19 protein-coding genes and 1 riboswitch are annotated in these 22854 nt (G+C 72.3%); of the genes, 10 read left to right on the forward strand and 9 right to left on the reverse strand.

From position 1 onward, the window contains the following. Positions 1-10 precede the first annotated feature (10 nt). Positions 11-427 (reverse strand): cobalamin B12-binding domain-containing protein, encoded by a 417-nt coding sequence (locus tag OG776_RS18185; RefSeq protein ID WP_148010093.1) that lies wholly within the window; start codon positions 425-427, stop codon positions 11-13. Positions 428-921: 494 nt separating this feature from the next. Between OG776_RS18185 and OG776_RS18190 the strand changes: the two genes are divergently transcribed. Both OG776_RS18190 and OG776_RS18195 read left to right on the forward strand, forming a co-directional pair. Next, positions 922-1797: an esterase/lipase family protein gene (locus OG776_RS18190; RefSeq protein ID WP_329321673.1), complete on the forward strand. Its 876-nt coding sequence runs from the start codon at positions 922-924 to the stop codon at positions 1795-1797. Between the two features lie 343 nt (positions 1798-2140). Further along, positions 2141-3727 carry a peptidoglycan DD-metalloendopeptidase family protein gene (locus OG776_RS18195; protein WP_329321675.1) on the forward strand — a complete coding sequence of 529 codons (1587 nt, stop codon included), beginning with the start codon at positions 2141-2143 and terminating at the stop codon, positions 3725-3727. Between the two features lie 169 nt (positions 3728-3896). On the opposite strand, the gene pcrA is transcribed toward OG776_RS18195, so the two are convergent. After that, positions 3897-6431, reverse strand: coding sequence for a DNA helicase PcrA (gene pcrA, locus OG776_RS18200; protein WP_329321677.1), 2535 nt, complete (start codon positions 6429-6431; stop codon positions 3897-3899). A 333-nt stretch (positions 6432-6764) separates the two neighbouring features. Beyond that, positions 6765-6936, forward strand: a riboswitch (cyclic di-AMP (ydaO/yuaA leader). An 8-nt stretch (positions 6937-6944) separates the two neighbouring features. On the opposite strand from pcrA, the gene OG776_RS18205 reads away from it, so the two are divergent. Together OG776_RS18205 and OG776_RS18210 are read left to right on the forward strand one after the other, a co-directional pair. Beyond that, positions 6945-8126, forward strand: a complete 1182-nt coding sequence (locus tag OG776_RS18205; protein ID WP_148010089.1) for a C40 family peptidase — start codon at positions 6945-6947, stop codon at positions 8124-8126. Positions 8127-8236: 110 nt separating this feature from the next. Then, positions 8237-9214 (forward strand): tellurite resistance/C4-dicarboxylate transporter family protein, encoded by a 978-nt coding sequence (locus OG776_RS18210; RefSeq protein ID WP_148010088.1) that lies wholly within the window; start codon positions 8237-8239, stop codon positions 9212-9214. On the opposite strand, the gene OG776_RS18215 is transcribed toward OG776_RS18210, so the two are convergent. Continuing rightward, complete coding sequence (locus tag OG776_RS18215) at positions 9192-9545, reverse strand: hypothetical protein (RefSeq protein WP_148010087.1); 354 nt, start codon at positions 9543-9545, stop codon at positions 9192-9194. The genes OG776_RS18210 and OG776_RS18215 overlap by 23 nt on opposite strands. Positions 9546-9950: 405 nt before the next feature. On the opposite strand from OG776_RS18215, the gene OG776_RS18220 reads away from it, so the two are divergent. Continuing rightward, entirely contained in the window at positions 9951-11033 is a 1083-nt protein-coding gene (locus OG776_RS18220; RefSeq protein WP_148010086.1) for a C40 family peptidase, read from the forward strand. Between the two features lie 117 nt (positions 11034-11150). Continuing rightward, on the forward strand, positions 11151-11783 hold the full coding sequence (locus OG776_RS18225) for a hypothetical protein (RefSeq protein WP_148010085.1): 633 nt from the start codon (positions 11151-11153) through the stop codon (positions 11781-11783). A gap of 307 nt (positions 11784-12090) precedes the next feature. On the opposite strand, the gene OG776_RS18230 is transcribed toward OG776_RS18225, so the two are convergent. Then, on the reverse strand, positions 12091-12867 hold the full coding sequence (locus tag OG776_RS18230) for a LuxR C-terminal-related transcriptional regulator (protein ID WP_261994669.1): 777 nt from the start codon (positions 12865-12867) through the stop codon (positions 12091-12093). Between the two features lie 47 nt (positions 12868-12914). After that, on the reverse strand, positions 12915-14204 hold the full coding sequence (locus OG776_RS18235; protein WP_410093196.1) for an ATP-binding protein: 1290 nt from the start codon (positions 14202-14204) through the stop codon (positions 12915-12917). A gap of 178 nt (positions 14205-14382) precedes the next feature. Here OG776_RS18235 and OG776_RS18240 point away from each other — a divergent pair, with 178 nt between their 5' ends. Together OG776_RS18240 and OG776_RS18245 are read left to right on the forward strand one after the other, a co-directional pair. Next, positions 14383-15750: a PspC domain-containing protein gene (locus OG776_RS18240; RefSeq protein ID WP_148010082.1), complete on the forward strand. Its 1368-nt coding sequence runs from the start codon at positions 14383-14385 to the stop codon at positions 15748-15750. After that, complete coding sequence (locus OG776_RS18245; RefSeq protein WP_148010081.1) at positions 15737-15997, forward strand: hypothetical protein; 261 nt, start codon at positions 15737-15739, stop codon at positions 15995-15997. Before OG776_RS18240 ends, OG776_RS18245 begins: the two co-directional genes overlap by 14 nt. A gap of 181 nt (positions 15998-16178) precedes the next feature. Here the strand turns inward: OG776_RS18245 and OG776_RS18250 are convergent, their stop codons facing one another. Further along, positions 16179-16721 carry a DoxX family protein gene (locus tag OG776_RS18250; RefSeq protein ID WP_443077274.1) on the reverse strand — a complete coding sequence of 181 codons (543 nt, stop codon included), beginning with the start codon at positions 16719-16721 and terminating at the stop codon, positions 16179-16181. A 263-nt stretch (positions 16722-16984) separates the two neighbouring features. Continuing rightward, positions 16985-18298, reverse strand: a complete 1314-nt coding sequence (locus OG776_RS18255; protein ID WP_329321685.1) for a hypothetical protein — start codon at positions 18296-18298, stop codon at positions 16985-16987. Between the two features lie 246 nt (positions 18299-18544). Between OG776_RS18255 and OG776_RS18260 the strand changes: the two genes are divergently transcribed. Continuing rightward, the gene (locus tag OG776_RS18260; protein ID WP_329321687.1) at positions 18545-19426 is read left to right on the forward strand and encodes a DUF4429 domain-containing protein; all 882 of its coding nucleotides are present in this window, start codon (positions 18545-18547) and stop codon (positions 19424-19426) included. Here the strand turns inward: OG776_RS18260 and OG776_RS18265 are convergent. Beyond that, entirely contained in the window at positions 19419-20213 is a 795-nt protein-coding gene (locus OG776_RS18265; RefSeq protein WP_148010077.1) for a class II aldolase/adducin family protein, read from the reverse strand. The two genes, OG776_RS18260 and OG776_RS18265, sit on opposite strands and share 8 nt — an antisense overlap. A 269-nt stretch (positions 20214-20482) precedes the next feature. Between OG776_RS18265 and OG776_RS18270 the strand changes: the two genes are divergently transcribed. Next, the gene (locus OG776_RS18270; protein WP_329321689.1) at positions 20483-20959 is read left to right on the forward strand and encodes a pyridoxamine 5'-phosphate oxidase family protein; all 477 of its coding nucleotides are present in this window, start codon (positions 20483-20485) and stop codon (positions 20957-20959) included. 9 nt (positions 20960-20968) lie between these two features. On the opposite strand, the gene guaA is transcribed toward OG776_RS18270, so the two are convergent. After that, entirely contained in the window at positions 20969-22549 is a 1581-nt protein-coding gene (guaA, locus tag OG776_RS18275) for a glutamine-hydrolyzing GMP synthase (RefSeq protein WP_148010998.1), read from the reverse strand. Between the last annotated feature and the right edge of the window lie 305 nt (positions 22550-22854).

The following is a 22854-nucleotide window of genomic DNA, read 5'->3' on the forward strand; positions in this document are numbered from 1 at the left end:
GAACCGGGCGCTACGCTCCCGCGGGCTGCCGCACGTTGGCCCGTACCCACTCCACGATCGACCCGGTCGTCGCACCCGGCGTGAAGATCTCGGCGACACCCTTCTCCTTGAGCGGAGCGATGTCGTCCTCCGGGATGATCCCGCCGCCGAAGACCTTGATGTCCTCCGCGTCGCGCTCCTTGAGGAGATCGATCACGGCGGCGAACAGCGTGTTGTGCGCACCGGAGAGGATGGAGAGACCGATCGCGTCGGCGTCCTCCTGGATCGCCGTGTCGACGATCTGCTCGGGGGTCTGGTGGAGCCCGGTGTAGATGACCTCCATACCGGCGTCGCGCAGCGCCCGCGCGATCACCTTGGCCCCGCGATCGTGGCCGTCGAGCCCCGGCTTGGCCACCACCACGCGGATCGGACCGGCTGCCACACCCATCACTGCCTCCATGAACCGACTACAACGACCCGTACCGACACATATTCAACATTCCGCCGCTCACCGCGCCGGACGCACTTCCCCGGTACAGGCGCCCCGCACCGCACCGGCCGGGCAAGTGAACGAACGTTATCGTCAGATCCGTGTAAACCCCAGTTTCCCGCTGAAGAGCGAGGGGGAAATCACACGGTGGGACACATTCGCCGCGCATCGCTCCACGCTTCAGCGGCACCCGCGCCACAGTCACCCGTGGCGCGCGGGCCGCGACCGGAGCCTGCGCAAGGAGAGCCGCCAGCAGGTGGCGGCACCGGTACCGCGCCGACGAGGCGTGGCGGCGGTGCGGCACACCGGCGGGAGCACGACGGCAGGGACTCCCGCCGCGCCACCGGCGCACCACGCGCCGCGAACGCACCGTCGGCCTCCGCCACCACGGCACTCCCCAAGGGCACACGGGGGACGGAGCGGTCCCTTCGCGTGTCGACTGGAGGTCGGCCATGAAGGTCACCGGGACAGAGCCGCCCGTTCTCCCGTTCCACCGGCGCCTGTTGCCGGGCAGGCTGACCGGGATCTCGGTGGCCCTGCTGAAGGCGACGGCCCTGGAGATCGCGATCCTCGCCGGGCACCTCCTCCTCTATCCCTCCGGCATCGTGCAGGAGCGGCGCGCCGCCCCCGCCCTCCCGGCGTCCGACACCACCCGGCTGCCCACCGGGACCAAACCGCCGGTCGTCCTGCTGCACGGCTTCATCGACAACCGCTCGGTCTTCGTCCTCCTGCGCCGCAGTCTCGCCCAGCACGGCAGGCACCACGTCGAGTCGCTCAACTACTCGCCGCTGACGTACGACATCCGCACCGCGGCGGAGCTGCTGGGCCGGCACGTAGAGGACATCTGCGAGCGCACGGGGCGCGACCAGGTGGACATCGTCGGACACAGCCTCGGCGGACTGATCGCCCGGTACTACGTGCAGCGGCTCGGCGGCGATCTGCGGGTCCGCACCCTCGTCACGCTCGGCACACCGCACTCGGGCACCCGGGTCGTCCCGCTGATGAACGCGCACCCGATCGTCCGCCAGATGCGCCCGGACTCCGAAGTGATCGAGGAGCTGCGCGAGCCGGCCCCCGACTGCCGTACGCGCTTCGTGAGTTTCTGGAGCGACCTCGACCATCTGATGGACCCGCTGGAGACGGCCGCCATCGACCACCCCGACCTGCTCGCGCAGAGCGTCCAGGTGACCGGCATCGGGCACCTCGCCCTGCCGGTCCACCCCGCCGTCGCCACCGGGATACGCCAGGCGCTCGACAGCGAGGACACCGACGTCCGCGGCACCGGCGCGGAGACCGTGGCCGAGGCCGGGGGCCTCACCGTGGCGTGACGTCCGCCGGACAGCACCCTTCCGGGTCCCTCCGGCCGACGCGAAAAGGGACCCGGAAGGCCGCCGGACGCGGCCCGGACCGGGTCGGGACAGCCGTCGAAGAGGCTCCGGACAGGGCTCGGACAGGCGTGGGGCAGGGCTCGGACAGGCGCCGGACGGCGCCTCAATTTCGAACACTCATCGAACGCCAGGCCAAGCCCGTGCCCGCACTCCCCCGAAAGACAGCCGAATGCCCGTTTCCTGAGCGGAGGAAACCTGCGGAAGATTGTCGCGCCCGCGTACCGCCGGGTACAGTCGCCGCACTGCTCTGCCAGCCCCTGTTGTCGAGGCGAAAGAGAAGTTGGTGAACGACCGTCACCCGTCGGGGACCGTGACTCCCCCGGCTCCGGCTTCCGACGCCGCCGCGGCGCACTACGCCTCGTACGGCGGACAGGAAGTCCAGTACGGCGACTTCACCCCGTACGACGGCTACAACGGAACCGGCACCTACGCGACCGCGAGTTTCGCGACCGATCCCCTCTTCGGCGACATGTCGGGCGGCGACGGCACGGGTTCGTACGACGCGACGCAGTGGAACACCGGCGGTCATCAGATGCCGGCCTACGACCCGTACGCCGCGCAGCACCAGACCGCGTACGACACGGGCGGCTACGACACCACCGCCTGGGCGACCGGCTACCAGCAGGCGGCCGACATCCCCGCCCAGCATCCGGGCCCCGACACCTCGGGCCAGTGGGACGCGTCCGCCTGGCTCCAGGCCGAGCCGTCCGGCCAGACCCAGCAGTGGACCGCGACCACCCAGGAGACGGGTGCGTACGACGCCACGCAGTGGAACACCGCCGGCGAGCAGGACCCGTACGAGGCGTACGAGCGGTCCCGGCACGGCGAGTCGCCCGAGCACCAGCACGCGGACGTCTACGAGCAGCAGCTCGCGGCGGACCCCTACGAGTCGCACGCCCCCGCCGACCCGTACGAGCCCCAGACCTCCGCCGACCCGTACGACCAGCCGGGTGAACCCGAACCCTTCGATCAGCAGGCGACCGCCACCTTCGAGGAACTCCCGTACGAGCGGTCCGACGACGGGCACGACGGGTACGACTTCGAGGACGCCGATCCGGGGCACGAGACGCCCCTGCTCGACGACATGGAAGAGGTCGTTCCGGCCCCCCGTGCCGCGAACCGTCCGGCGTCCCGCTCCCGTCGCCGCTCCCCGGCCAAGCGTTCCGCGCTGCTCACCGTCGCCGTTCCCTCGGCCTGCGTGATGGGCGTCGCGGGGATCGCGGCCGCCTCCGTGGGCACCATGGGCGGGAACGACGCGAAGAACACGACGGCCAGCGCGCCCGACGCGACCGCGGTGAAGCCGTCCACCGCCAACAACAAGCTGGACACCCAGCTCCAGAGCCTGTCCGCGGGTGCCGACGACTTCGCCGACCGCGCCAGCCGGACCCAGGAACGCATCGACCTCAAGGCCCAGCAGGCCGCCGAGCAGCAGAAGGCGGCGGCCGAGGCGGCCCGCAAGGAGCGGCTGCGGCCCAAGTTCGTCCTGCCGGTCACGCAGAAAGGACTCAGCGCCTACTTCGGCCAGGCCGGCGTCAACTGGATGTCCGTGCACACGGGCATCGACTTCCCCGTGTCGTACGGCACGACGGTGATGGCCGCGACGGACGGGACCCTACGGACGCAGTGGAACAGCGCGTACGGGAACATGGCGATCCTCACCGCGAAGGACGGCACGGAGACCTGGTACTGCCACCTCTCCAGCTACAAGGTGCCGTCGGGCACCGTGGTGAAGGCCGGCGACCAGATCGCGTTCTCCGGGAACTCGGGCAACTCGACCGGGCCGCATCTGCACTTCGAGGTCAGGCCCGCGGGCGGTGCGGCGATCGACCCCCTGCCGTGGCTGCGCAGCCACGGTCTCGACCCGACGTGAGCGCGGGCGGCACCCGCTCGTCGTGACGCGCTCGTCCCACTCCACTTACGCAGCTTGAACCGCGGGGACCGGCGGGCTTCCTGGCCGGACGGGCTCCACCCGGCCGGACGGGCGCTCCGGGACCGGACGGTCCTCCGCGGAGTCCCGCCCGGTCACCGGGTTCAGCGGGTCAGAGCTTCTCCACCGGCGCGTACCGCAGCAGCAGCCGCTTCGGCTTGGGCTCTCCGAAGTCGACCGTGGCCTCCGCGTTCGCGCCCGTGCCCTTCACGCCGACCACCGTGCCCAGCCCGAACTGGTCGTGGGTGACCCGGTCGCCCACCGCGAGCGAGACGACGGGCTTCTCGGAGGCCCCACGGCGCGTCGCGAAACCGGAGGCCCCGGACGCCGCGGACCGCGAGCGCGAGGACGACAGCGAGGCCGCGACACCGGAGACGGGCCCCGAGGGCACCGGAGCGGTCGCGCCCGTGCGCTTCCACTCCAGATGCGCGTCCGGGATCTCCTCCAGGAAGCGGGACGGCGGGTTGTACGAGGGCTGGCCCCACGCGCTGCGCATGGACGAACGGGTGAGGTAGAGCCGCTCCCGCGCGCGCGTGATGCCGACGTACGCGAGCCGCCGCTCCTCCTCCAGCTCCTTGACCTGTCCCAGCGCACGCATGTGCGGGAAGACGCCGTCCTCCATGCCGGTCAGGAACACGACCGGGAACTCCAGGCCCTTGGCGGTGTGCAAGGTCATCAGGGTGATGACGCCGTTGCCGTCGTCCTCGTCCGGGATCTGGTCGGAGTCGGCGACGAGCGCGACCCGCTCCAGGAACTCGGAGAGCCCGCCCGCCGTACCGGCACCACCGGCCGCACCGGCGTCACCGGCGCCGTCCTCGCCCGCACCCGCACCCGACTCCTGCTCGAACTCCAGCGCCACGGCCGCGAGTTCCTGGAGGTTCTCGATCCGGGTCTCGTCCTGTGGGTCGGTCGAGGCCTGGAGCTCCGCGAGATAGCCGGTGCGCTCCAGGACCGCCTCCAGGACCGTGGCCGGGCCGGCGCCGGACTCGACGATCGTGCGGAGGTCCTCCATGAGCGTGTTGAAGCGCTTCACGGCGTTCGTCGAGCGCGCCGCCATGCCGTACGCCTCGTCGACACGGCGCAGAGCCTGCGGGAAGCTGATCCGCTCCCGCTGCGCGAGGGCGTCGATCATCGCCTCGGCGCGGTCGCCGATCCCGCGCTTGGGGACGTTCAGGATCCGGCGCAGCGGGACGGAGTCCTCGGGGTTGGACAGGACACGCAGGTAGGCCAGGACGTCCCGGACCTCCTTGCGCTCGTAGAAGCGGACACCGCCGACGACCTTGTAGGGCAAGCCGACGCGGATGAAGATCTCCTCGAAGACACGGGACTGGGCGTTCGTCCGGTAGAAGACCGCGACGTCGCCCGCCTTCGCCTCGCCCGCGTCGGTGAGACGGTCTATCTCGTCGGCGACGAACTGCGCCTCGTCGTGCTCGGTGTCGGCGACGTAGCCCGTGATGTTCGACCCCGCGCCCGCGTTGGTCCACAGGTTCTTGGGGCGGCGCGACTCGTTGCGCTCGATGACCGCGTTGGCCGCGCTGAGGATCGTCTGGGTGGAGCGGTAGTTCTGCTCCAGGAGGATGGTCGTCGCGTCCGGGTAGTCCTCCTCGAACTGGAGGATGTTGCGGATGGTCGCGCCGCGGAAGGCGTAGATCGACTGGTCGGCGTCACCCACCACGCACAGCTCGGCGGGTCCGAGATCGCCCTCGGCCGGCGGCACGTCCGCGGGGCGGTCTCCGCTCGCCGGCCCCACGAGTTCCCTGACCAGGGCGTACTGCGCGTGGTTCGTGTCCTGGTACTCGTCGACCAGGACATGGCGGAAGCGGCGGCGGTAGTGCTCGGCGACGTCCGGGAAGGCGCGGAGCAGGTTGACCGTCGTCATGATCAGGTCGTCGAAGTCGAGGGCGTTGGCCTCGCGCAGCCGCGACTGGTACATCGCGTAGGCCTGGGCGAGGGTCTTCTCGAAACCGTCCGCGGCCTGGCCGGCGAAGTCCTCCTCGTCGATCAGCTCGTTCTTCAGGTTGGAGATCTTCGCGCTGAACGACTTCGGCGGGAAACGCTTCGGGTCGAGGTCCAGGTCCCGGCAGACCAGGGCCATCAGGCGCTTGCTGTCGGCGGCGTCGTAGATCGAGAAGGAGGACGTGAAGCCGAGCCGCTTCGACTCGCGGCGCAGGATGCGCACGCACGCGCTGTGGAAGGTCATCACCCACATGGCGTTGGCGCGCGGGCCCACGAGCTGCTCGACGCGCTCCTTCATCTCGCCCGCGGCCTTGTTCGTGAAGGTGATCGCGAGGATCTGGCCGGGGTGGACATGGCGCTCGCCCAGCAGGTGGGCGATCCGGTGCGTCAGCACCCGGGTCTTGCCGGAACCGGCGCCGGCCACGATGAGCAGCGGGGAGCCGGAGTGCACCACGGCCGCGCGCTGGTTCTCGTTCAGTCCGTCCAGCAGGGCCGCCGGGTCGACGGCGGGCCGGTGGGCGCCGTCGCGGTAGTACGCGTCGCGGTCCGGGGGCACGTCGAAGCGGCCGCCGAACAGGTCGTCCGGAAGCGGCTCCGCCGCCTCGTCCTCGGGCGGCGGCGGGGGCTCTTCCTCATGGGCCCCGGAAGGCTTGAGGTCCGCCAGGAAGCTGTCATCAAAGAGGCTGCTCATCGCTCTCCGAGTCTAGGCGGCCCCACCGACAACCCGCCGCCACCCCGGAAACCGGGCCGAAATTCCCGGCCGGAGCCGGGGCGGGTGCGGGGCGAGTGCGGGGCGGACACCGGAGCGGATACCGGGTGCGTACGGCGGCCTGCCGGGACCGGCGCGCGCCCGCCCTCACCTTCCGGCGCCGCCCCGCTACGTTCGGCCACCCCGGACGACCCTCACGGCCGAGGTCACGAAAATGTATCGGGCATATCGCACATCAACCTTCACAGAGCACTTACGGGTTGGCTAGCGTGCGGGACAGGCCGCTCGACAGCCACCGGCGAACGTCGCCGGGCCGGGCGGCCTCCGCCGAGTCCGGCGCGCCCGTGCGGCGACCGGAGCCGGGGACCCGACCGACTCTGGGGTGAATCGGTCCGGCCGCCGCCGCGGCACGGACCGTAGGGCAAACCTTCCGGAACCACCCGCCCGAACCCGACAGCTAACCCGGTAGGCGGATGACGGAAGGAGTCGCCTCTCTTGGCGTCGCACCGCAAGTGGAGTCCTCCGGGCGCACGCAGGCCGGGCATACGGACCCCGGCCATCGCCACGGCCGCGCTGGCCTCCGTGGCCCTGCTGTCACAGACGGCCCACGCCGCGCCCCCGGCCGAGCCGCGGCCCACCCTCGAAGAGGTCGGGAAGAAGGTCGACGACCTCTACCACCAGGCCGAGACGGCCACCGAGAAGTACAACGCGACCAGGGAGAAGACCGCCCAGCAGCGCAAGCGCGTCGACACCCTCCTCGACGACGTGGCCCGGCGCACCGAGAAGCTCAACACCGCGCGCGAGGAGCTGGGTTCGTTCGCCGCGGCGCAGTACCGCACCGGGGCCTCCGCGCCCGGCAGCGCGAGCCTGCTGCTGGCCGACAACCCGCAGGACTACTTCGACCAGACCCAGTTGATGAACCGTCTGACCAGCCGCCAGAAGGCGGCCGTCGACGACTACGTCACCGAGCAGGCCGCCACCTCGAAGAAGCGCGCGGAGGCCTCCCGGAGCCTGCGGACGCTCACCACCTCGCAGGACGCGCTCAAGACCGCCAAGGCCGACGTGCAGGGCAAGCTCGCCACGGCGCGGGACCTGCTGTCGAGACTGACCGCCGACGAGAAGGCGCGGCTCGCCGCGCTCGCGAAGAAGAAGCAGGAGGCGGCCGACCGCGAGGCGGCGAAGCTGGCGGCCGAGCGGGCCGCCGCGGAGAAGAAGGCCGCGGAGACGGACGGACGGACGGGCACCTCGTCCGGGACGGCGGGCACCTCGTCCGGCACCACGGGGACCTCGGGGACCCCGGCCACCGACTCCTCGTACGCCGCCAAGGCCGGCAAGGCCGTCGCCTTCGCCCGCGCCCAGATCGGCAAGCCGTACGTGTGGGGCGCGACCGGGCCCGGCTCGTACGACTGTTCCGGTCTCACCCAGGCCGTATGGAAGGCCGCCGGTGTCACCCTCCCGCGTACCACCTACGACCAGGTGAACGCGGGCACCACCGTCCCGCTCTCCGCGATCGAGCCCGGGGACCTCGTCTTCTTCTACGGCGACATCAGCCACGTGGGCCTCTACGTCGGCAACGGGATGATGATCCACGCCCCCAAGCCGGGTGCGTACGTCCGCGAGGAGTCGATCTTCTACGGCGGTGAGTCGATCATCCACAGCGTGGTGCGCCCGGCCTGATCGCCCGCGCGGGACACGCGCGCCCGCGTATCCGTTCGCCCGACCGCGTATTCGTGGCGTACGCGCGCGCCCCACGGGCAAGCGGCCCCGAGATCCCTAGCATCGGGGCCATGCCAGCCACCTCGCCGCCCCGCAGCCCGTGGGTCCGACTCCGCACCTGGTGGGCGGAGAGCCCGCCCGCCGCCGCGGCAGCCGTCCTGGCCACCGGCATCCTCTCCGTCGGGCTGCACGAGGCCGGCGCCGAGATCCTCTCGGTGATCGCGCTGGTCCTGGCGGCCGTCACCTGGCTCGGGTTCGCCGCGGACTTCACCCTGCGGCTGCTGCGCGAACGGGAGCGGTGGCTGGCGGAGGCCGGCACACCGAGCGCGCTCACCGGCGTCGCCGCGACGGCCGTGCTCGGCACCCGGCTGACCAGCCTCGGGTGGCTGGGGCTCGCCGAGGTGCTGCTCGCGTGCGCCGCGGTGCTGTGGCCCGGGCTCCTCTTCCTGTTCGTACGGAGCCTGCGCGGCGGTATGCCCGGAAGCGTGTTCCTCGGCTGCGTGGCCACGCAGGGGCTCGCGGTACTGTCCGCCTCGCTCGCCGAGGCCACGCACGCGGACTGGCTCGCGTACGCGGCGCTGGTCCTGTTCTGGCTGGGGTTCCTGGTGCTCTACGTGGTGGCGCTGACGTGCTTCGCCTTCCGGGAGACGGCCACGGGCGGCGGCGACCACTGGATCGCGGGCGGCGCGCTCGCGATCTCGGCGCTGGCCGCGTCGAAGCTCGTCCTCGCCTACCAGGCGGACATCTACCTCTGGAACTACGACGACAACGGCGTGCTGCGCTGGGTGTGCCAGGCGCTGATCATGGTGACGCTCGCCTGGTACGCCGTCCTGGCCGTGGCGGAACTGCTGTGGCGGCGCCCGCGGTACGACGTGCGCCGCTGGGCGACCGTGTTCCCGATGGCCATGACGGCGGCGGCGGCCCTGTCGGTCGCGGACGCCGTCGGCTTCGGCTGGCTCAGGGGGCTCGGGCAGGTACTGCTGTGGATCTCGGTGGCCGCCTGGCTGCTGGTGACGGCGGGGACCGTCAGGTCCACAGCACCGCGATGAAGATGTTCGCGGTGGTGAGCAGCCCGACGAGCCCGAACAGACCCTTGTCGACCTTCTCGTCGTCCCGCTTCACGTAGACCAGGCCGAGGATCACGATCAGCAGGGCCAGCTTCACACCGATCTTCACGGTGTTGACCGAGTGGTCGTCGGCCTGGTTGAGGCCGACCAGGACGACACCCGTGACCAGCATGGTCAGCGCGCCGTGCAGCATGGCGGGGACGAATCGGGCGGTGCCCCGGCCCATCGCCTTCATCTGGGTGAGGAAGCCGCCGAGCAGTGAGGCGATGCCGATGATGTGCAGGCCCACGAAGAGATGGATGAGTACGTCCATGGGGCGGGAGCCTAATCGCCGGGGTGTGCCCCTCCCGGCACCGGGCCACCCCTTGTGGACCCGTAGCACCTGAGAACACCCGATCGCCCCGGAACCATCCCATCGGTCATCACCCTGTGTGAAATCGCCGGGGCCGGACCCGGATCACCGTCACATACGGTCACCCGGCGATCCAGTTACGCCAGTTCCGTACATGGTGTTACCGAGCCCTCGCACTCAGGTTTAGCGTCCTCCACCAGGTGCCCGGCTCCCCACCGCCGCCCGGGCCAGGGGCGGCAGTCGGACACCCCCGCCGAGAAAGGTCCGGCGGCGACCCGCTCCCCCTGTGTGGGCCGCCGCCGGACGCGTCACCGATGACCGCGCTCTCCCCGGCGGTCACGTCCCCAGGGAAGGATGTGGGCCCTCGTGGCTGCGCACCGCAAGCCCAGACAGCGCTCACTCGGCGGCCACACGGTCCGCACGGCCGCGACCATCGCCCTCGCCGGCGCGGCGACGACGGCCGGATTCGAGGGCACCGGGCACGCGGAGCCGCAACTGTCCCCGGCGCAGGTGCAGGCCCGGGTCGACAAGCTGTACCAGGAGGCCGAGGTCGCCACGGAGAAGTACGACGGGGCGAAGGAGAAGGCCGACCAGGCCTCGCGACGGCTGCACGACCTGCGCGACGAGACCGCCCGCCGGGAGGACCGGCTCAACACGGCGCGGGACGCGCTGGGTTCGATCGCCGCGGCGCAGTACCGCAGCGGGGGCCTCGACCCCGCTCTGCAGCTCGCGCTCTCCGACCGGCCCGACCAGTACCTGGACGGCGCCGCGTTCGCCGAGCGGGTCGGTGACCGGCAGGCGGGAGCGGTGGCCAGGGTGCGCAAGCAGCTGCGGGAGGTCGAGCAGCTGCGCGGGGCCGCGCACGTCGAACTCGCCGCGCTCGCCACGCGGCAGGCGGAACTGAAGCGGGCCAAGAAGACGATCACCGGAAAGCTGGACTCGGCGCGTCGGCTGCTGTCGCGGCTCACCGACGAACAGCGGGCGCGGCTCGCGGACCCCGGCACGGCCGGCGGTGCGGTCCGGCACGCCTCACGCTCCGCCGCGCGGGACCTGGGCCCGTCCTCCTCGTCGCCCTCGGCCGGTTCCGTCGCGGCCCCCAACTCCCGTGCGGCGGCCGCTGTCTCGTACGCCTACGGCAAGCTCGGCAGCCCCTATGTGTGGGGCGCCACCGGGCCCGACGCCTTCGACTGCTCGGGGCTCGCCCAGGCCGCGTACCGCTCCGCGGGCCTCCAGCTGCCGCGCACCACGTACGCCCAGATCAACGCGGGCCGACGGGTCTCGCGCTCCGAACTCCTCCCCGGTGACCTGGTGTTCTTCTACTCGGGCATCAGCCATGTGGGGATCTACGTGGGCAACGGGATGATGATCCACGCCCCGAACCCCACCGCGCCGGTGCGTCTCGCGCCGATCGACCAGATGCCGTTCGCGGGGGCCACCCGGGTGGCCTGAGCGTGCGGGTCCACCCGGGTGGCGCGAAGACGCCGGGGCGGATCGGCGTGGTGGGGGTCCGGGGGTGGATCGCGGTAGCGTCGACGGGGACCGTGTCCCGTCGTCCGAGAGGTCCCGATGCCCGGCTTCCTGTTGCCGCCGCCTCCGCCGCCCGCGCACGTCCGCTCCTGGCCGGACCGGGCGGCGCTGCTGGCCGACCGGCGACGGGCACTGGAGGAACTGCGCGGACGCAGTCTCGGGGTGCACCGGGTGCTGCTGCTCTGGCTGCTGGCCCTCGCGGCGATCGTCGGCTGGGCGCTGCTGGTGCTGCCGCTGCAGCAGATCGAGCAGCGCGACCCCACCGGTGTCTTCCTGGGCCCGCTGTTCGCCCTGCTGGGCCTGGCCGCGCTCGCGCCGACGGTCTTCGCCGTCGCGCTGTCCGTGCGCAGCGACCGTCGCCTGCACGAACTGCTGCAGGCCTGGACCGAGTTGGACCGCCACCCCGCGACCGACTCCCGGCTCCGCTCCCCCGGGCTCAGCCTCTTCTGGCTGCTCTCCTCGCTCGGCGTCTGCGCGATCGGAGTCTGGACGTCCTACGCCGCGGCGGCACCGGGCGGGCCCGGGCAAGGCCTGTACAGCGAGGTCGTCCAGGGGGTCGGGATCGGCCTGATCCTGTGGACGACCGGCCTCATCGGAATCGCGAAGGCCGTACGCCACTACCGCTGGGCACTGCGCATCCTGGGCCCGGCGTCCACCGCCCACCACCGGTAGGCGTCCGCCGGGGAACACCGGTGAGCGTCCGCCGGGGACATCGGTGGTCGCCCTCCCGGCGACACCGGTGAGCGTCCGCCCGGGACATCCGCACACGTCCACCCGGCGACACCGGCGCGCGCCCGCGGGCGACCTCCGCACGGGTCATCCGGAAGGCGCCGGCACGCGTCCCGCCTGGATACCGGAGGGCGCGGCGTGGGACCGGCCCCGGGACACCGACGGGCCGCCGGTGTCCGCGCGGTCCGGCGGACGACGGGCTCCGGCGGCCGCTCCGGGCGGACGACGGCCGGTCCCGGCGGGCGGCGGGTCAGACCAGGCGTCGTGCCGTCGCCCAGCGCGTCAGCTCGTGGCGGTTGGAGAGCTGGAGCTTCCTGAGGACCGCCGAGACGTGCGACTCGACCGTCTTGACGGAGATGAACAGCTGCTTGGCGATCTCCTTGTACGCGTAACCGCGGGCGATGAGACGCAGGACCTCGCGCTCGCGCTGGGTGAGCCGGTCGAGGTCCTCGTCGACCGGCGGGGCGTCGGTGGAGGCGAAGGCGTCGAGGACGAATCCGGCGAGGCGGGGCGAGAAGACCGCGTCGCCCTCCTGCACCCGGAAGATGGAGTCCACCAGGTCGGTCCCGGTGATCGTCTTGGTGACGTAGCCCCGGGCGCCGCCGCGGATCACCCCGATGACGTCCTCCGCGGCGTCCGACACGGACAGCGCGAGGAAACGGACCGGCTGTTCGGCGTCCCCCATCAACGGGGCGCAGCGGCGCAGCACTTCGACACCGCCGCCGCCCGGCAGATGGACGTCGAGCAGCACCACCTCGGGCCGGGCGGCCGTGATGACCGTGACCGCCTGGTCGACGTCCGCGGCCTCGCCGACCACCTGGACGCCGGTCCGCTCGGTCTGCCCGATCTCGGCCTGCACTCCCGTACGGAACATGCGGTGGTCGTCGACGAGGACGACCCGTACATGGCGTCCGCCCGGGGCTCCGGACGGCTCGGCGGTGTCCCCGGCGGCCGGTCCGCCCGCCTCCGGGGACCCGGTGGCCGCCTCCGCCCCGGTCGCGGTGTCGCCCGGGGCCTTCGGGCCCATGGGCCCGGAGGACCCGGCCGGCTGTCCGGTCGGACCGTTCGCGTCGCTCATGACGTCTTCTCCGCCCTCTCCATTTCCAGCTCGACCTCCGTGCCGCCGTCCGGCACCGCGCGCAGCCGCGCCGTGCCGCCGTGGCGCTCCATGCGGCCGATGATCGATTCTCTGACGCCCATGCGGTCGGCGGGTATCGCGTCGATGTCGAAGCCGGGGCCGCGGTCGCGGACGGACACGAAGACCGTCCTTCCCTCGACTTCGGCGTAGACCTGTACGGCGCCGCCCTCGCCACCGTACTTGGCGGCGTTCACCATGGCTTCCCGCGCGGCCTGCATCTGTGCGGCCAGACCCTCGTCGAGCGGGCAGTCGCCGACCACGACGACCTCGATGGGGACGCCGTGCTTGTCCTCCACCTCGGCGGCGTTGCGGCGGACCGCCTCGGCGAGGGTGGCGGGCTCGTCGGCCTCGTCCTTGCCGGTGCCCTCCGGCTTGTAGAGCCAGGCGCGCAGGTCGCGCTCCTGGGCCCGGGCGAGCCGGCGCACCTCGTTCGCGTTCTCCGCGTTGCGCTGGATCAGGGTCAGGGTGTGCAGCACCGAGTCGTGCACATGGGCGGCCACCTCGGCCCGCTCCTGGGCCCTGATCCGCATCAGGCGCTCCTCGGAGAGGTCCTGTGTCATGCGGACGAGATAGGGGCCGGCGAGGAGCGCCGTGCCGACGAGGACGGCGAGCGCCGCCTGCAGGACCGAGCCCAGGTGGGCAGCGGAGCCCTGGAGGACGAAGATCCCGGTGACGCCCGCGGTGACGAGCAGGACACCGGCCGCGGACCGCAGCAGCGTGAGCGTGCGACGGCGGCGGCCGACCTCCACCCAGCGGGCCCGCCGCGCGTTGTCAGCCTGGCGCCAGACCAGGGCGACGCCCGCGCCGACGAGGACGGTGGGCCACAGATACGCCTTGGCTCCGCCCCCGAGGTTCACGTTGCCGACGAAGACCAGGGCCACGACGACCATGAGGAGCAGGGCGACCATCTGGCCCCGGTCCGGCTTGCGCGCGACGAGTCTGCGGCGGCCGTCCGGAGCGGTCTCGGTGGTGAAGGCCGACGCCCGCTCGGAGTCGACGCCGCCGACGCCCAGCGGCACGAAGAACCAGAAGGCCGCGTAGAGCAGCGCGCCGAGGCCGTCCGCCATGAACAGGCCGACGAAGACCAGCCGCACCCAGATCACGGGCAGCCCGAGATGCCCGGCGAGCCCCCGCGCCACACCGCCGAGCCAGCGTCCGTCACTGCTGCGGTAGAGCTTGCGCGGGGGCCGCGGGTCGTCGAGAGGCACTGCTGCGGCTTCCGGCATGTCAACGATGTTCACACGGCCGGACGGCCGGAGCATCAGGGTCGACCCCCGAGACTCCCCTGATCTTCGGCTCCCCGGTGCTCGAACGCCTCCCCGCGCACCCGTCAGGGCCGATATCAGGGTTCGGCCAGGGTCGTCCCGACTCCCGTCCCGCCTTCTCGCCCGTCACCATGGACACATGACAGATCAGCAGCGCGCGGCAGCGGAGCCGCCCCGTGGCTCCGGCGCCCCGCCGGGCTCCGCCCCGGGTGCCGAGCCGCGCGCACAGGACGACGCGGTGGCACCCGAGGCTCCGCACAGGTTCCGGCGCGACCGGCGGCACAGGATGCTGGGCGGAGTGTGCGCGGGGCTCGGACGCCAGTGCGACATGGACCCGGTGATCTTCCGGATCGTGCTCGCGGTGCTCTCCGCGACGGGCGGCATCGGCCTGATCATGTACGGCTTCTTCTGGCTGTTCGTGCCGTACGACGACGAGGACGAGAACGAGGTGCGCAAGCTCCTCACCGGCCGGGTGGACGGCCAGGCGCTGGCGGCCGTGCTGTTCGCCCTCGTCGGCTGCGGTGTCTTCCTCTCCATGCTCAACAACGGCGGGGTGCTCACCTTCGCCGTGGTGCTCACGCTGCTTCTCGCGGGCGCGGGCTACTGGTCGCAGCAGCGCGGCGCGCCCGACCCGGACCCGCTCGCCGCCCAGGCCGTGGCCGACGCCCCGCCCGAGGCACAGGCCCCGCCCGTGCCCGACTCCTACCCCTCCTGGTGGCGCGACCCGATCGTCAAGGACGGTTCACACGTCGGCGGTACGGGCTATCTCTGGGGCCCGTGGGACGCCCGGGACCGGGATGTCGCGGCGGCGGTGAACATCGCCCGCGGCACGCCCCGCCCGGACCTGCGCGCGACACGGGAGCCCCGGCCGCGCGGCCCGCGCTGGATCGGCGGCTGGGTGTTCCTGTTCGCGCTCGCCGCGGGCGGCCTCGGCTCGGGTCTGACATGGCACGACCGGCCCCTCGGTCCGAGCCTGCAGGTCGGTCTGTCCTGCGCGCTCGTCGTCTTCGGCCTGGGCATCGCGCTCAGCGCGTTCGTCGGGCGCACGGGAGCCGGCTCGCTCTTCCTGGCCGTGCTCACGGCGGCCCTGCTGGCCGGCTCGGTGGCCCTGCCGAAGGACATCACCACCCACTGGAAGCGGACCGCCTGGACACCGGCCGCGGTCACCGACGTACGGAAGAACTACGCACTCGGCACCGGCGTCGGCACCCTCGATCTGAGCCGGCTCGAACTCGCCGGGGGCCAGACGGTGACAGCGCGCGCGGAGGTGGGCGCGGGGCGGCTCGAAGTGGTGGTCCCGAAGGACGTGACCGTACGGCTCAGCATCGATGTGGGCCTCGGGGACATCCAGTTGCCCGGGGACGGCAAGAAGGACGTGGACGTGGAGCCCGGCAAGGTCAAGCAGGTGACGCTGGCCCCGGCGGCCGGCACCCGGCACGGCGGAACACTCGACCTCGACCTTCACGTCGGTGTCGGCCAGGCGGAGGTGACCCGTGGCACGTCATGAGTTCCAGCCGGGAAAGCTCGTCGCGGGCCTCTTCCTCACCACCGGGGGCGTCGTGTACGCCGGTGACGCCGGCGGCTGGTGGGACACCCCGTGGTTCGTGATGATCCCCCTCATCACGGGCGGCCTCTGCCTGGCCGGAGCGGTGGCGCTGCTGGCCCACGGCGTACGGCGACACCGGGCGGGCTCACGGCGCGCGGCCGCGGTGGCGGCCAACGGCGGCCCCGGGCGTCCGGACGGTCCGGGCTGACCGGACCGGTACCGGCGGCATCCGCGGAGCCGTACGGGGCGGCCGGCCCGCACCACGAGACGTCCGGCACGGCGCACCCGGCACCGGGTACCCGGCACGCGGAAGGACCGCTCGGCCGGTGGGGCTCCCACCTCGGCCTCGCGGTCCCGTGGTCCCCGCCCGGGGCGGGGACATGTGCCGACTAGTAGCGGTACTCCCCGGCCCGTCCGCCGCGCCGCGCCCGCCAGAGCGCGTCGAGGGAGAAGACCGAGGCACCGGCGAGCACCAGCGGCAGCCAGGCCATCAGATAGGCGAGGTCGTTGCCGTAGTAGTACGGGTCGGAGGCCCAGCTGACCGTCAGCCACAGGCTGAGGGAGATCAACGCGCCGCCGAACGCCGCGAGGCGGGCCAGCAGTCCGACGAGCGTGCCGATGCCGACGGCCAGTTCGCCGAGGGCGATGGCGTAGCCGAAACCGACGGGGCTCTTCAGCGCGAGGTCGACCAGGGCCGGGATCGCCGAGGAGTCACGCACCGACCGCATCAGGTCCCCGATGGAGCCCGCGCCGGAGTCGGAGAGGAAGGCGCTGTTGGTGAGCTTGTCGATCCCCGCGTAGATGAAGGTGACGCCGAGGAAGATGCGCAGCGGCAGCAGGGCGTACCGCGTGGCCGTCTCGCGCCACCCGTCCCGCCCGCCGCCGCTGTCGACGTAAGAACCCTGGGCGTCCGTTCGCATACCGTGAGTCATCGCTCTCCGCCGCCTCTCACCCGTATTCCGTTGACCCCTCAACAGACCATACGTACGAGAGCGCGTCCCCGCTCACCGCCGGGAGCGGTTTCCTGCCCGCGGACACCCCGTCACGGCCGTCCGACCGCATGTCGGCGGGACGGCGGGACGCTGTTTTCGTTTCTCGCCCCGCCACCGCCGAACCGGTGACCCGGGCGCCCGGCGGCCCGCTGACCGGGCGACCCGGCAGCGCGTCACATCGCTGCCGGTCCGTCACGTCGCGGTCAGTCCGTCACGTCGATCATGCTGCGGTTGGTCTCCACCCCGGCGGCCGTCACCACCTGGACCTCCACCCGTCCCGGCTCCACGTCGACCGGCACCGGCACGGTGAGCACGGCGTCCGTGGGGTTGCTGAAGCCGCCCGGCACCGGGACCAGCGGGACGTGCACATGGACCGGGCCGATACGGACGACCATGCGGGAGAGCCGGTCCGCGGTCTGGGCGCCAGGAGGGACGAATCCGGCCCCCCGGATCTCGATGTCGTCCCCCGTGCGGATCGGCGCGTCGAGATCACCGGCCTCGCGGGAGCGGACGACGGAGAGGATCACGGGCCGGCCGCCCTCGGCGTACTTGCCGGAGAGATAGGTGGCCGCCGAGACCAGGACCAGCACCGCCAGACCCCAGGGCAGGTCGGGCAGCTGTTCCGGCCGCCGGGCCAGCCGTACCGCGGCGAAGACCAGGGCGACGGCACCGATGACGACGTACTGGATGTCGGCGAAGCCGCCCTTGCCCGAGTCGTCGGTGAGGAGGTCGGCGGCGCGCGGCCGGTCGGCCCGGACCTTCTGCAGCCGCTGCCCGAGGACCCGTACGCCCACCACGCGGCGGACCAGCACCGCGATCCCGCAGACCACCGCGACGACGGTCACGACACCGGCGCCCCGCGCGAGTTCGAGCCCGGCGATCAGGTCGTCGCGCCGGCCGTGGGCGGAGGCCGCCGCGAGCCGGCCCACCAGGACGAGCACCGCGTACACCACGAACAGCACCCACGCGGCGGCCACCGCGCGCGAGGTGGAGAGACGGTTGTCCTCGCCGATGACCGGTGCGAGGGCCCCGCCGCGCGCCCGGTGGAGATAGCCCGCCCCCGTCAGCAGACCGGCCACCAGGACGGCGGCGACCAGCCCCGCCGTCCGCGCGGCCGTCCACCCCGCGCCGATCGCGGTGAGCGCCTGCACCAGCAGCAGCGCCACGACGGTTCCCCAGACCGCGAACGCCGTACGCCGCCACAGCCTCCCCAGCCAGGCCTCGCCGTCGACCCGCCCGCGCTCCGCGACCAGGTCGGCGGACTGGGTGAGTTCGTCCGAGACCCACTGCCGGGACGCGGACGCCGAGTGGGCGACGGCGGCCGGCAGGCCCTGTCCCGACGCCAGTTCGTCGCGCTTCGCGAGGAACGCGGCGACGGCCCGCCGGTGCCCCTCGCGCGCCCCGTGCGGACAGTCCCCGCAGGTGCAGCCGCCACCATGCGCGCCCTGCCCGGCGCCGAGCCCGCCACCGCGCCCCGCACCGCGCTCCGCGCCGTGTCTCGCCTCCTGCACCGCCACGCCCGTTGCCGCCTTCCCCGCACCGGGCACCCCCGTGCGGCCAGATCCTCGTACGTCCGTGCACGCCCCCGCGGGGCTCCGCACGTCTCCGTACGGCCCGCACGCCTGACTTCCGTACAACTGCCTTACAACTGCCCCGCGATGACAGCGAATTGTGCCGTACGCGACAGCGTCCGCGTCCGGCAGGGCGGGTCAGCGCGGGTGAAGTGCCGGACCCCGTGTTGACCCGGCTGCGAGAATTCCCCCATGGCCGAGATCATCCAGCGCGACGGGACCTGGGTCTTCGACGGCAGCGCGGTCAGGATCACGCCGGGCCTGCACCGTTCCGTACCCCTGTTCCGGCAGACGTACGGGGAGATCACGGTTCCCCTGGAAGCGGTGTCCGGCATCGTGCACGAGCCCGAACGCAAGCGCGGGCGGCTGCGTCTGAGGCTTCGTCAGGGGGCCGATCCGCTGCTCCAGGCGACCGGGGGACGGCTTCCGGACGCCGCCGATCCGTACCGGCTGACGGTCGACCTCGACCGCTCCGGGATCGCCGAGTACGTCGCCGAGGAGATCCGGCGCGCGCTGCTCCTGGAGCAGGTCCCCAAGGAGCCGGCGCGGACCTACCTCCTCGCGGGGCCGCCGGTGCCCGTCTCGGTGCGCTCCAGTGACGGCACGGTCTCCTTCGACGGCGCGCAGGTACGGATCGACTGGGCGGACACCTCGCACCGGGTCAAGCGCGCGACGGGCCCGCGGATCATCGCCGTCGACGATCTGCTCCAGGTGGCATGGCTGCCCAACTCCGGTTACGAGGACGGGTTCCTGCGCTTCGTGACGCGCGACACCGTGTTCTCCGAACTGCCGCCCGAGAAGGACCCGTTCGCTCTCGACCTGTGGGGCAGCGCGCGCCGCGACCTGCTCACCGCGCTCGTCGCCGCGGCGGTGACGGCCCGCCTCCCGCATCCCTCGCTCCGGGCGGGCGAGTTCGCCGACCGGCCGCCGCAGGCGCCCGCACCGGTCCGCGCCGACTATCACGACGTACTCCTGCGCCGGCTGCGCGAACTGGGCGAGCTGCACCGGGACGGGGTGCTCACGGACGAGGAGTTCGCGATGACGAAGGCGGCGGTCCTGAAGGGCTTCAGCTGAGGAGGTCCGGCTCGCTCCTGCTGATGTCCTGCCACAGGGGCTGGTAGTTGATCCAGGCCACCAGGTCGCCGCCGAGCTGCTCCCGGGTCGCGACGGCCTGCTTGTGGTCGATGAGGACGGGGCGGCCCGCCGCCTGCGCGGTGAGCTGGACCTGGCTGGAGCGCTCCATCGACAGGAACCACCAGGCCGCCGCGTCCACCGAGTCGCCGACGGTGAGCAGGCCGTGGTTGCGCAGCACCAGCGCCTTGCGGCTGCCGAGCGCGCCGGCGATGCGGCGGCCCTCCTCGGTGTCCACGGCGACGCCGCTGTAGGTGTCGTAGAGCGCGTGGTCCTCGTAGAAGGCACAGCTCTCCTGGCTGATCGGGTCGAGGAGATCACCGAGGGCGGAGAGCGCGCGGCCGTGCACCGAGTGGCAGTGGGCGACGGCGACGACGTCGGGGCGGGCGGCGTGGACCTGGGCGTGCACGGTGAACGCCGCCTGGTTCACGTGATAGCGGCCCTCGACCACCTGCCCGTCCTGGTTGGCCATGACCAGGTCGCTCACGGTGACGTGCTTGAAGGGCATCCCGAAGGGGTTCACCCAGAAGCAGTCGCTGTACTCCGGGTCGCGCGCGGTGATGTGGCCGGAGACCCCGTCCTCGAATCCGAGCCGCCCGAAGATCCGCAGCGCTCCCGCCAGCCGCTCCTTGCGGTGGCGCCGCTCGTCGTCCGGCGAGTCGTACATCGGCGGCATGGCGAACTGGAGCTGGTCGGTCGGTAGGGGCAGGGGCGGCGTGGGCCCTTGCATATGTCCTCCAGCACTGGCGTGTCCGATACGGAGCGGAAGTTACCTCCGGGCGCCGCAGGAGAACAGGGCCGTTCGGTGAAGAGAGTGCGCAACCGTTACGCGGGAGTGTCGTGCGGGGGCCCTGTGGGAGCCCGGGGGCCGACGCCCCGGGTCCGCGAGCCCGCCGGCGCCACCGTCGAGAGCCTCTCCCCCTCCCGCCGACACCTGATCCTGATACCTGATCCTGATACCTGACAAAAGATGTCGGATATCGGCGGGAGACTCGGGGAATGAGCCGTACGAACTGGGCCGCCTTCACCGCCGCCGCACCCGACCTCGCCCGGTCGGCCGAGGAGCGGTTCACCGCGTTCACCCACCATGTCCTCGCGACCGTCCGCTCGGACGGCGCGCCCCGCACGAGCGGCATCGAGACGCGGTTCCTGCTCGGCGAGCTGTGGCTCGGCATGATGCCGGACTCGCTCAAGGCGCTCGACCTGCGCCGGGACCCGCGCTTCGCGCTCCAGGCGAACCCGGGGCCGGGCACCTCGATGGGCGGGGGCGACGTACGGATCGGCGGCCGGGCGGTGGAGGTCACCGACGGCGACGCGCGGCGGACGTACGTGAAAGAGGTGGAACCGCCGGAGCCGTTCCACCTCTTCCGCACCGAACTGACGGAGGTCGTACAGACCTTCGTCGAGGACGACACGTATCTGGTCGTCCAGGTCTGGAAGCCCGGAGAGCCGGTGCGGACCCTCAGGCGGACCTGACGGAAGGGGCTACTCCCACTCGATCGTGCCCGGGGGCTTGCTCGTCACGTCGAGGACGACACGGTTGACGTCGGCGACCTCGTTCGTGATGCGCGTCGAGATCTTCGCGAGGACCTCGTAGGGCAGCCGCGACCAGTCGGCCGTCATCGCGTCCTCGCTGGACACCGGACGGAGCACGATCGGGTGGCCGTACGTGCGGCCGTCGCCCTGGACACCCACGCTGCGGACGTCGGCGAGCAGGACGACCGGGCACTGCCAGATGTCGCGGTCGAGGCCGGCCGCCGTCAGCTCCTCGCGGGCGATGGCGTCCGCCTCGCGCAGCAGGTCGAGACGGTCCTTGGTGACCTCGCCGACGATACGGATACCGAGGCCAGGACCGGGGAAGGGCTGGCGCTGGACGATCTCGTCCGGCAGGCCGAGCTCCTGGCCGACCATCCGCACCTCGTCCTTGAACAGCTTGCGCAGCGGCTCGACGAGCTCGAACTCCAGGTCCTCGGGGAGGCCGCCCACGTTGTGGTGGGACTTGATGTTGGCGGTGCCGGTACCGCCGCCGGACTCGACCACGTCCGGGTAGAGGGTGCCCTGCACCAGGAAGGCGACGTCCTCGCCCTCCGCGGCCTCGGCCACGATCTCCGCCTGCGCCTGCTCGAAGACCCGGATGAACTCCCGGCCGATGATCTTCCGCTTCTCCTCGGGGTCCGAGACGCCCTTGAGCGCGTCGAGGAACCGCTCCTGCGCGTCCACGACCTTCAGCTGGACGCCGGTCGCGGCCACGAAGTCCTTCTCGACCTGCTCGGTCTCGCCCTTGCGCATCAGACCGTGGTCGACGTACACGCAGGTCAGCTGGGAGCCGATGGCCTTCTGCACGAGGGCGGCCGCGACGGCGGAGTCCACACCGCCGGACAGACCGCAGATGGCGCGCTTGCCACCGACCTGCTCGCGGATGAGGGCGACCTGCTCCTCGATGACGTTGCCGGTCGTCCAGTCCGGCTCCAGGCCGGCGCCGCGGTACAGGAAGTGCTCCAGCACCTGCTGGCCGTGCGTGGAGTGCATGACCTCGGGGTGGTACTGGACGCCGTAGAGCTTCTTCTCGTCGTTCTCGAAGGCCGCGACCGGGACGACGTCCGTGGAGGCCGTCACCGTGAAGCCCTCGGGGGCGGCGCTGCACGCGTCACCGTGCGACATCCACACCGACTGCTCGTCCGGGGTGCCCTCGAACAGGGTCGAACCCGACTTCGAGACGTGCAGGGGCGTACGGCCGTACTCGCGGGCGCCCGTGTTGTCGACGGTGCCGCCGAGGGCCGTCGCCATCAGCTGGAAGCCGTAGCACATGCCGAAGACCGGGACACCGGCCTCGAAGAGCTCGCGGTCGAGGCGGGGTGCGCTCTCGGCGTACACCGACGAGGGGCCGCCGGAGAGGATGATCGCCGCCGGGTTCTTGGCGAGCATCTCCTGGACCGGCATGGTGCTCGGCACGATCTCGCTGTAGACCCGCGCCTCGCGGACGCGACGGGCGATGAGCTGGGCGTACTGCGCACCGAAGTCGACGACCAGGACGGTGTCGGGGGCGGCGGGGGACGCTTCTGGCACGGTTTGCCTTCCGGCGGTGAGCAAGGGGTGTGGGGTGTCGAGTCTACCGGGGGTCTGCCCGGGGGTGCCGTCCCGGCGTCCCTGGGGCTCCGCCCCCGGACCCCCGCCAGGGGCGCTGCGCCCCCTGGACCCCCGCCCTCGCCCGAAGGGCTCGTCCTCAAACGCCGGACGGGCTGACATACCTGCCCCCGGCCGGCGTTTGAGGACGAGGCCGTCCAGGCCGATACGGGGGTCTGGGGGCGGAGCCCCCAGGGACTCGGAACCCACGCCCGCCGAACAACGCGCGCCCGCACCCCCAGCCCGTC

Source organism: Streptomyces sp. NBC_01689, assembly GCF_036250675.1.
GTDB lineage: Bacteria > Actinomycetota > Actinomycetes > Streptomycetales > Streptomycetaceae > Streptomyces.

What these genes read in the sequence shown, in the direction of transcription:
- OG776_RS18185 (WP_148010093.1), bottom strand. Translation starts at nt 427, where the DNA reads ATGGGTGTGGCAGCCGGTCCGATCCGCGTGGTGGTGGCCAAGCCGGGG.
- OG776_RS18190 (WP_329321673.1), top strand. Translation starts at nt 922, where the DNA reads ATGAAGGTCACCGGGACAGAGCCGCCCGTTCTCCCGTTCCACCGGCGC.
- pcrA (WP_329321677.1), bottom strand. Translation starts at nt 6,431, where the DNA reads ATGAGCAGCCTCTTTGATGACAGCTTCCTGGCGGACCTCAAGCCTTCC.
- OG776_RS18210 (WP_148010088.1), top strand. Translation starts at nt 8,237, where the DNA reads ATGCCAGCCACCTCGCCGCCCCGCAGCCCGTGGGTCCGACTCCGCACC.
- OG776_RS18215 (WP_148010087.1), bottom strand. Translation starts at nt 9,545, where the DNA reads ATGGACGTACTCATCCATCTCTTCGTGGGCCTGCACATCATCGGCATC.
- OG776_RS18225 (WP_148010085.1), top strand. Translation starts at nt 11,151, where the DNA reads ATGCCCGGCTTCCTGTTGCCGCCGCCTCCGCCGCCCGCGCACGTCCGC.
- OG776_RS18230 (WP_261994669.1), bottom strand. Translation starts at nt 12,867, where the DNA reads ATGGGCCCGAAGGCCCCGGGCGACACCGCGACCGGGGCGGAGGCGGCC.
- OG776_RS18235 (WP_410093196.1), bottom strand. Translation starts at nt 14,204, where the DNA reads ATGCCGGAAGCCGCAGCAGTGCCTCTCGACGACCCGCGGCCCCCGCGC.
- OG776_RS18240 (WP_148010082.1), top strand. Translation starts at nt 14,383, where the DNA reads ATGACAGATCAGCAGCGCGCGGCAGCGGAGCCGCCCCGTGGCTCCGGC.
- OG776_RS18250 (WP_443077274.1), bottom strand. Translation starts at nt 16,721, where the DNA reads ATGACTCACGGTATGCGAACGGACGCCCAGGGTTCTTACGTCGACAGC.
- OG776_RS18260 (WP_329321687.1), top strand. Translation starts at nt 18,545, where the DNA reads ATGGCCGAGATCATCCAGCGCGACGGGACCTGGGTCTTCGACGGCAGC.
- OG776_RS18265 (WP_148010077.1), bottom strand. Translation starts at nt 20,213, where the DNA reads ATGCAAGGGCCCACGCCGCCCCTGCCCCTACCGACCGACCAGCTCCAG.
- OG776_RS18270 (WP_329321689.1), top strand. Translation starts at nt 20,483, where the DNA reads ATGAGCCGTACGAACTGGGCCGCCTTCACCGCCGCCGCACCCGACCTC.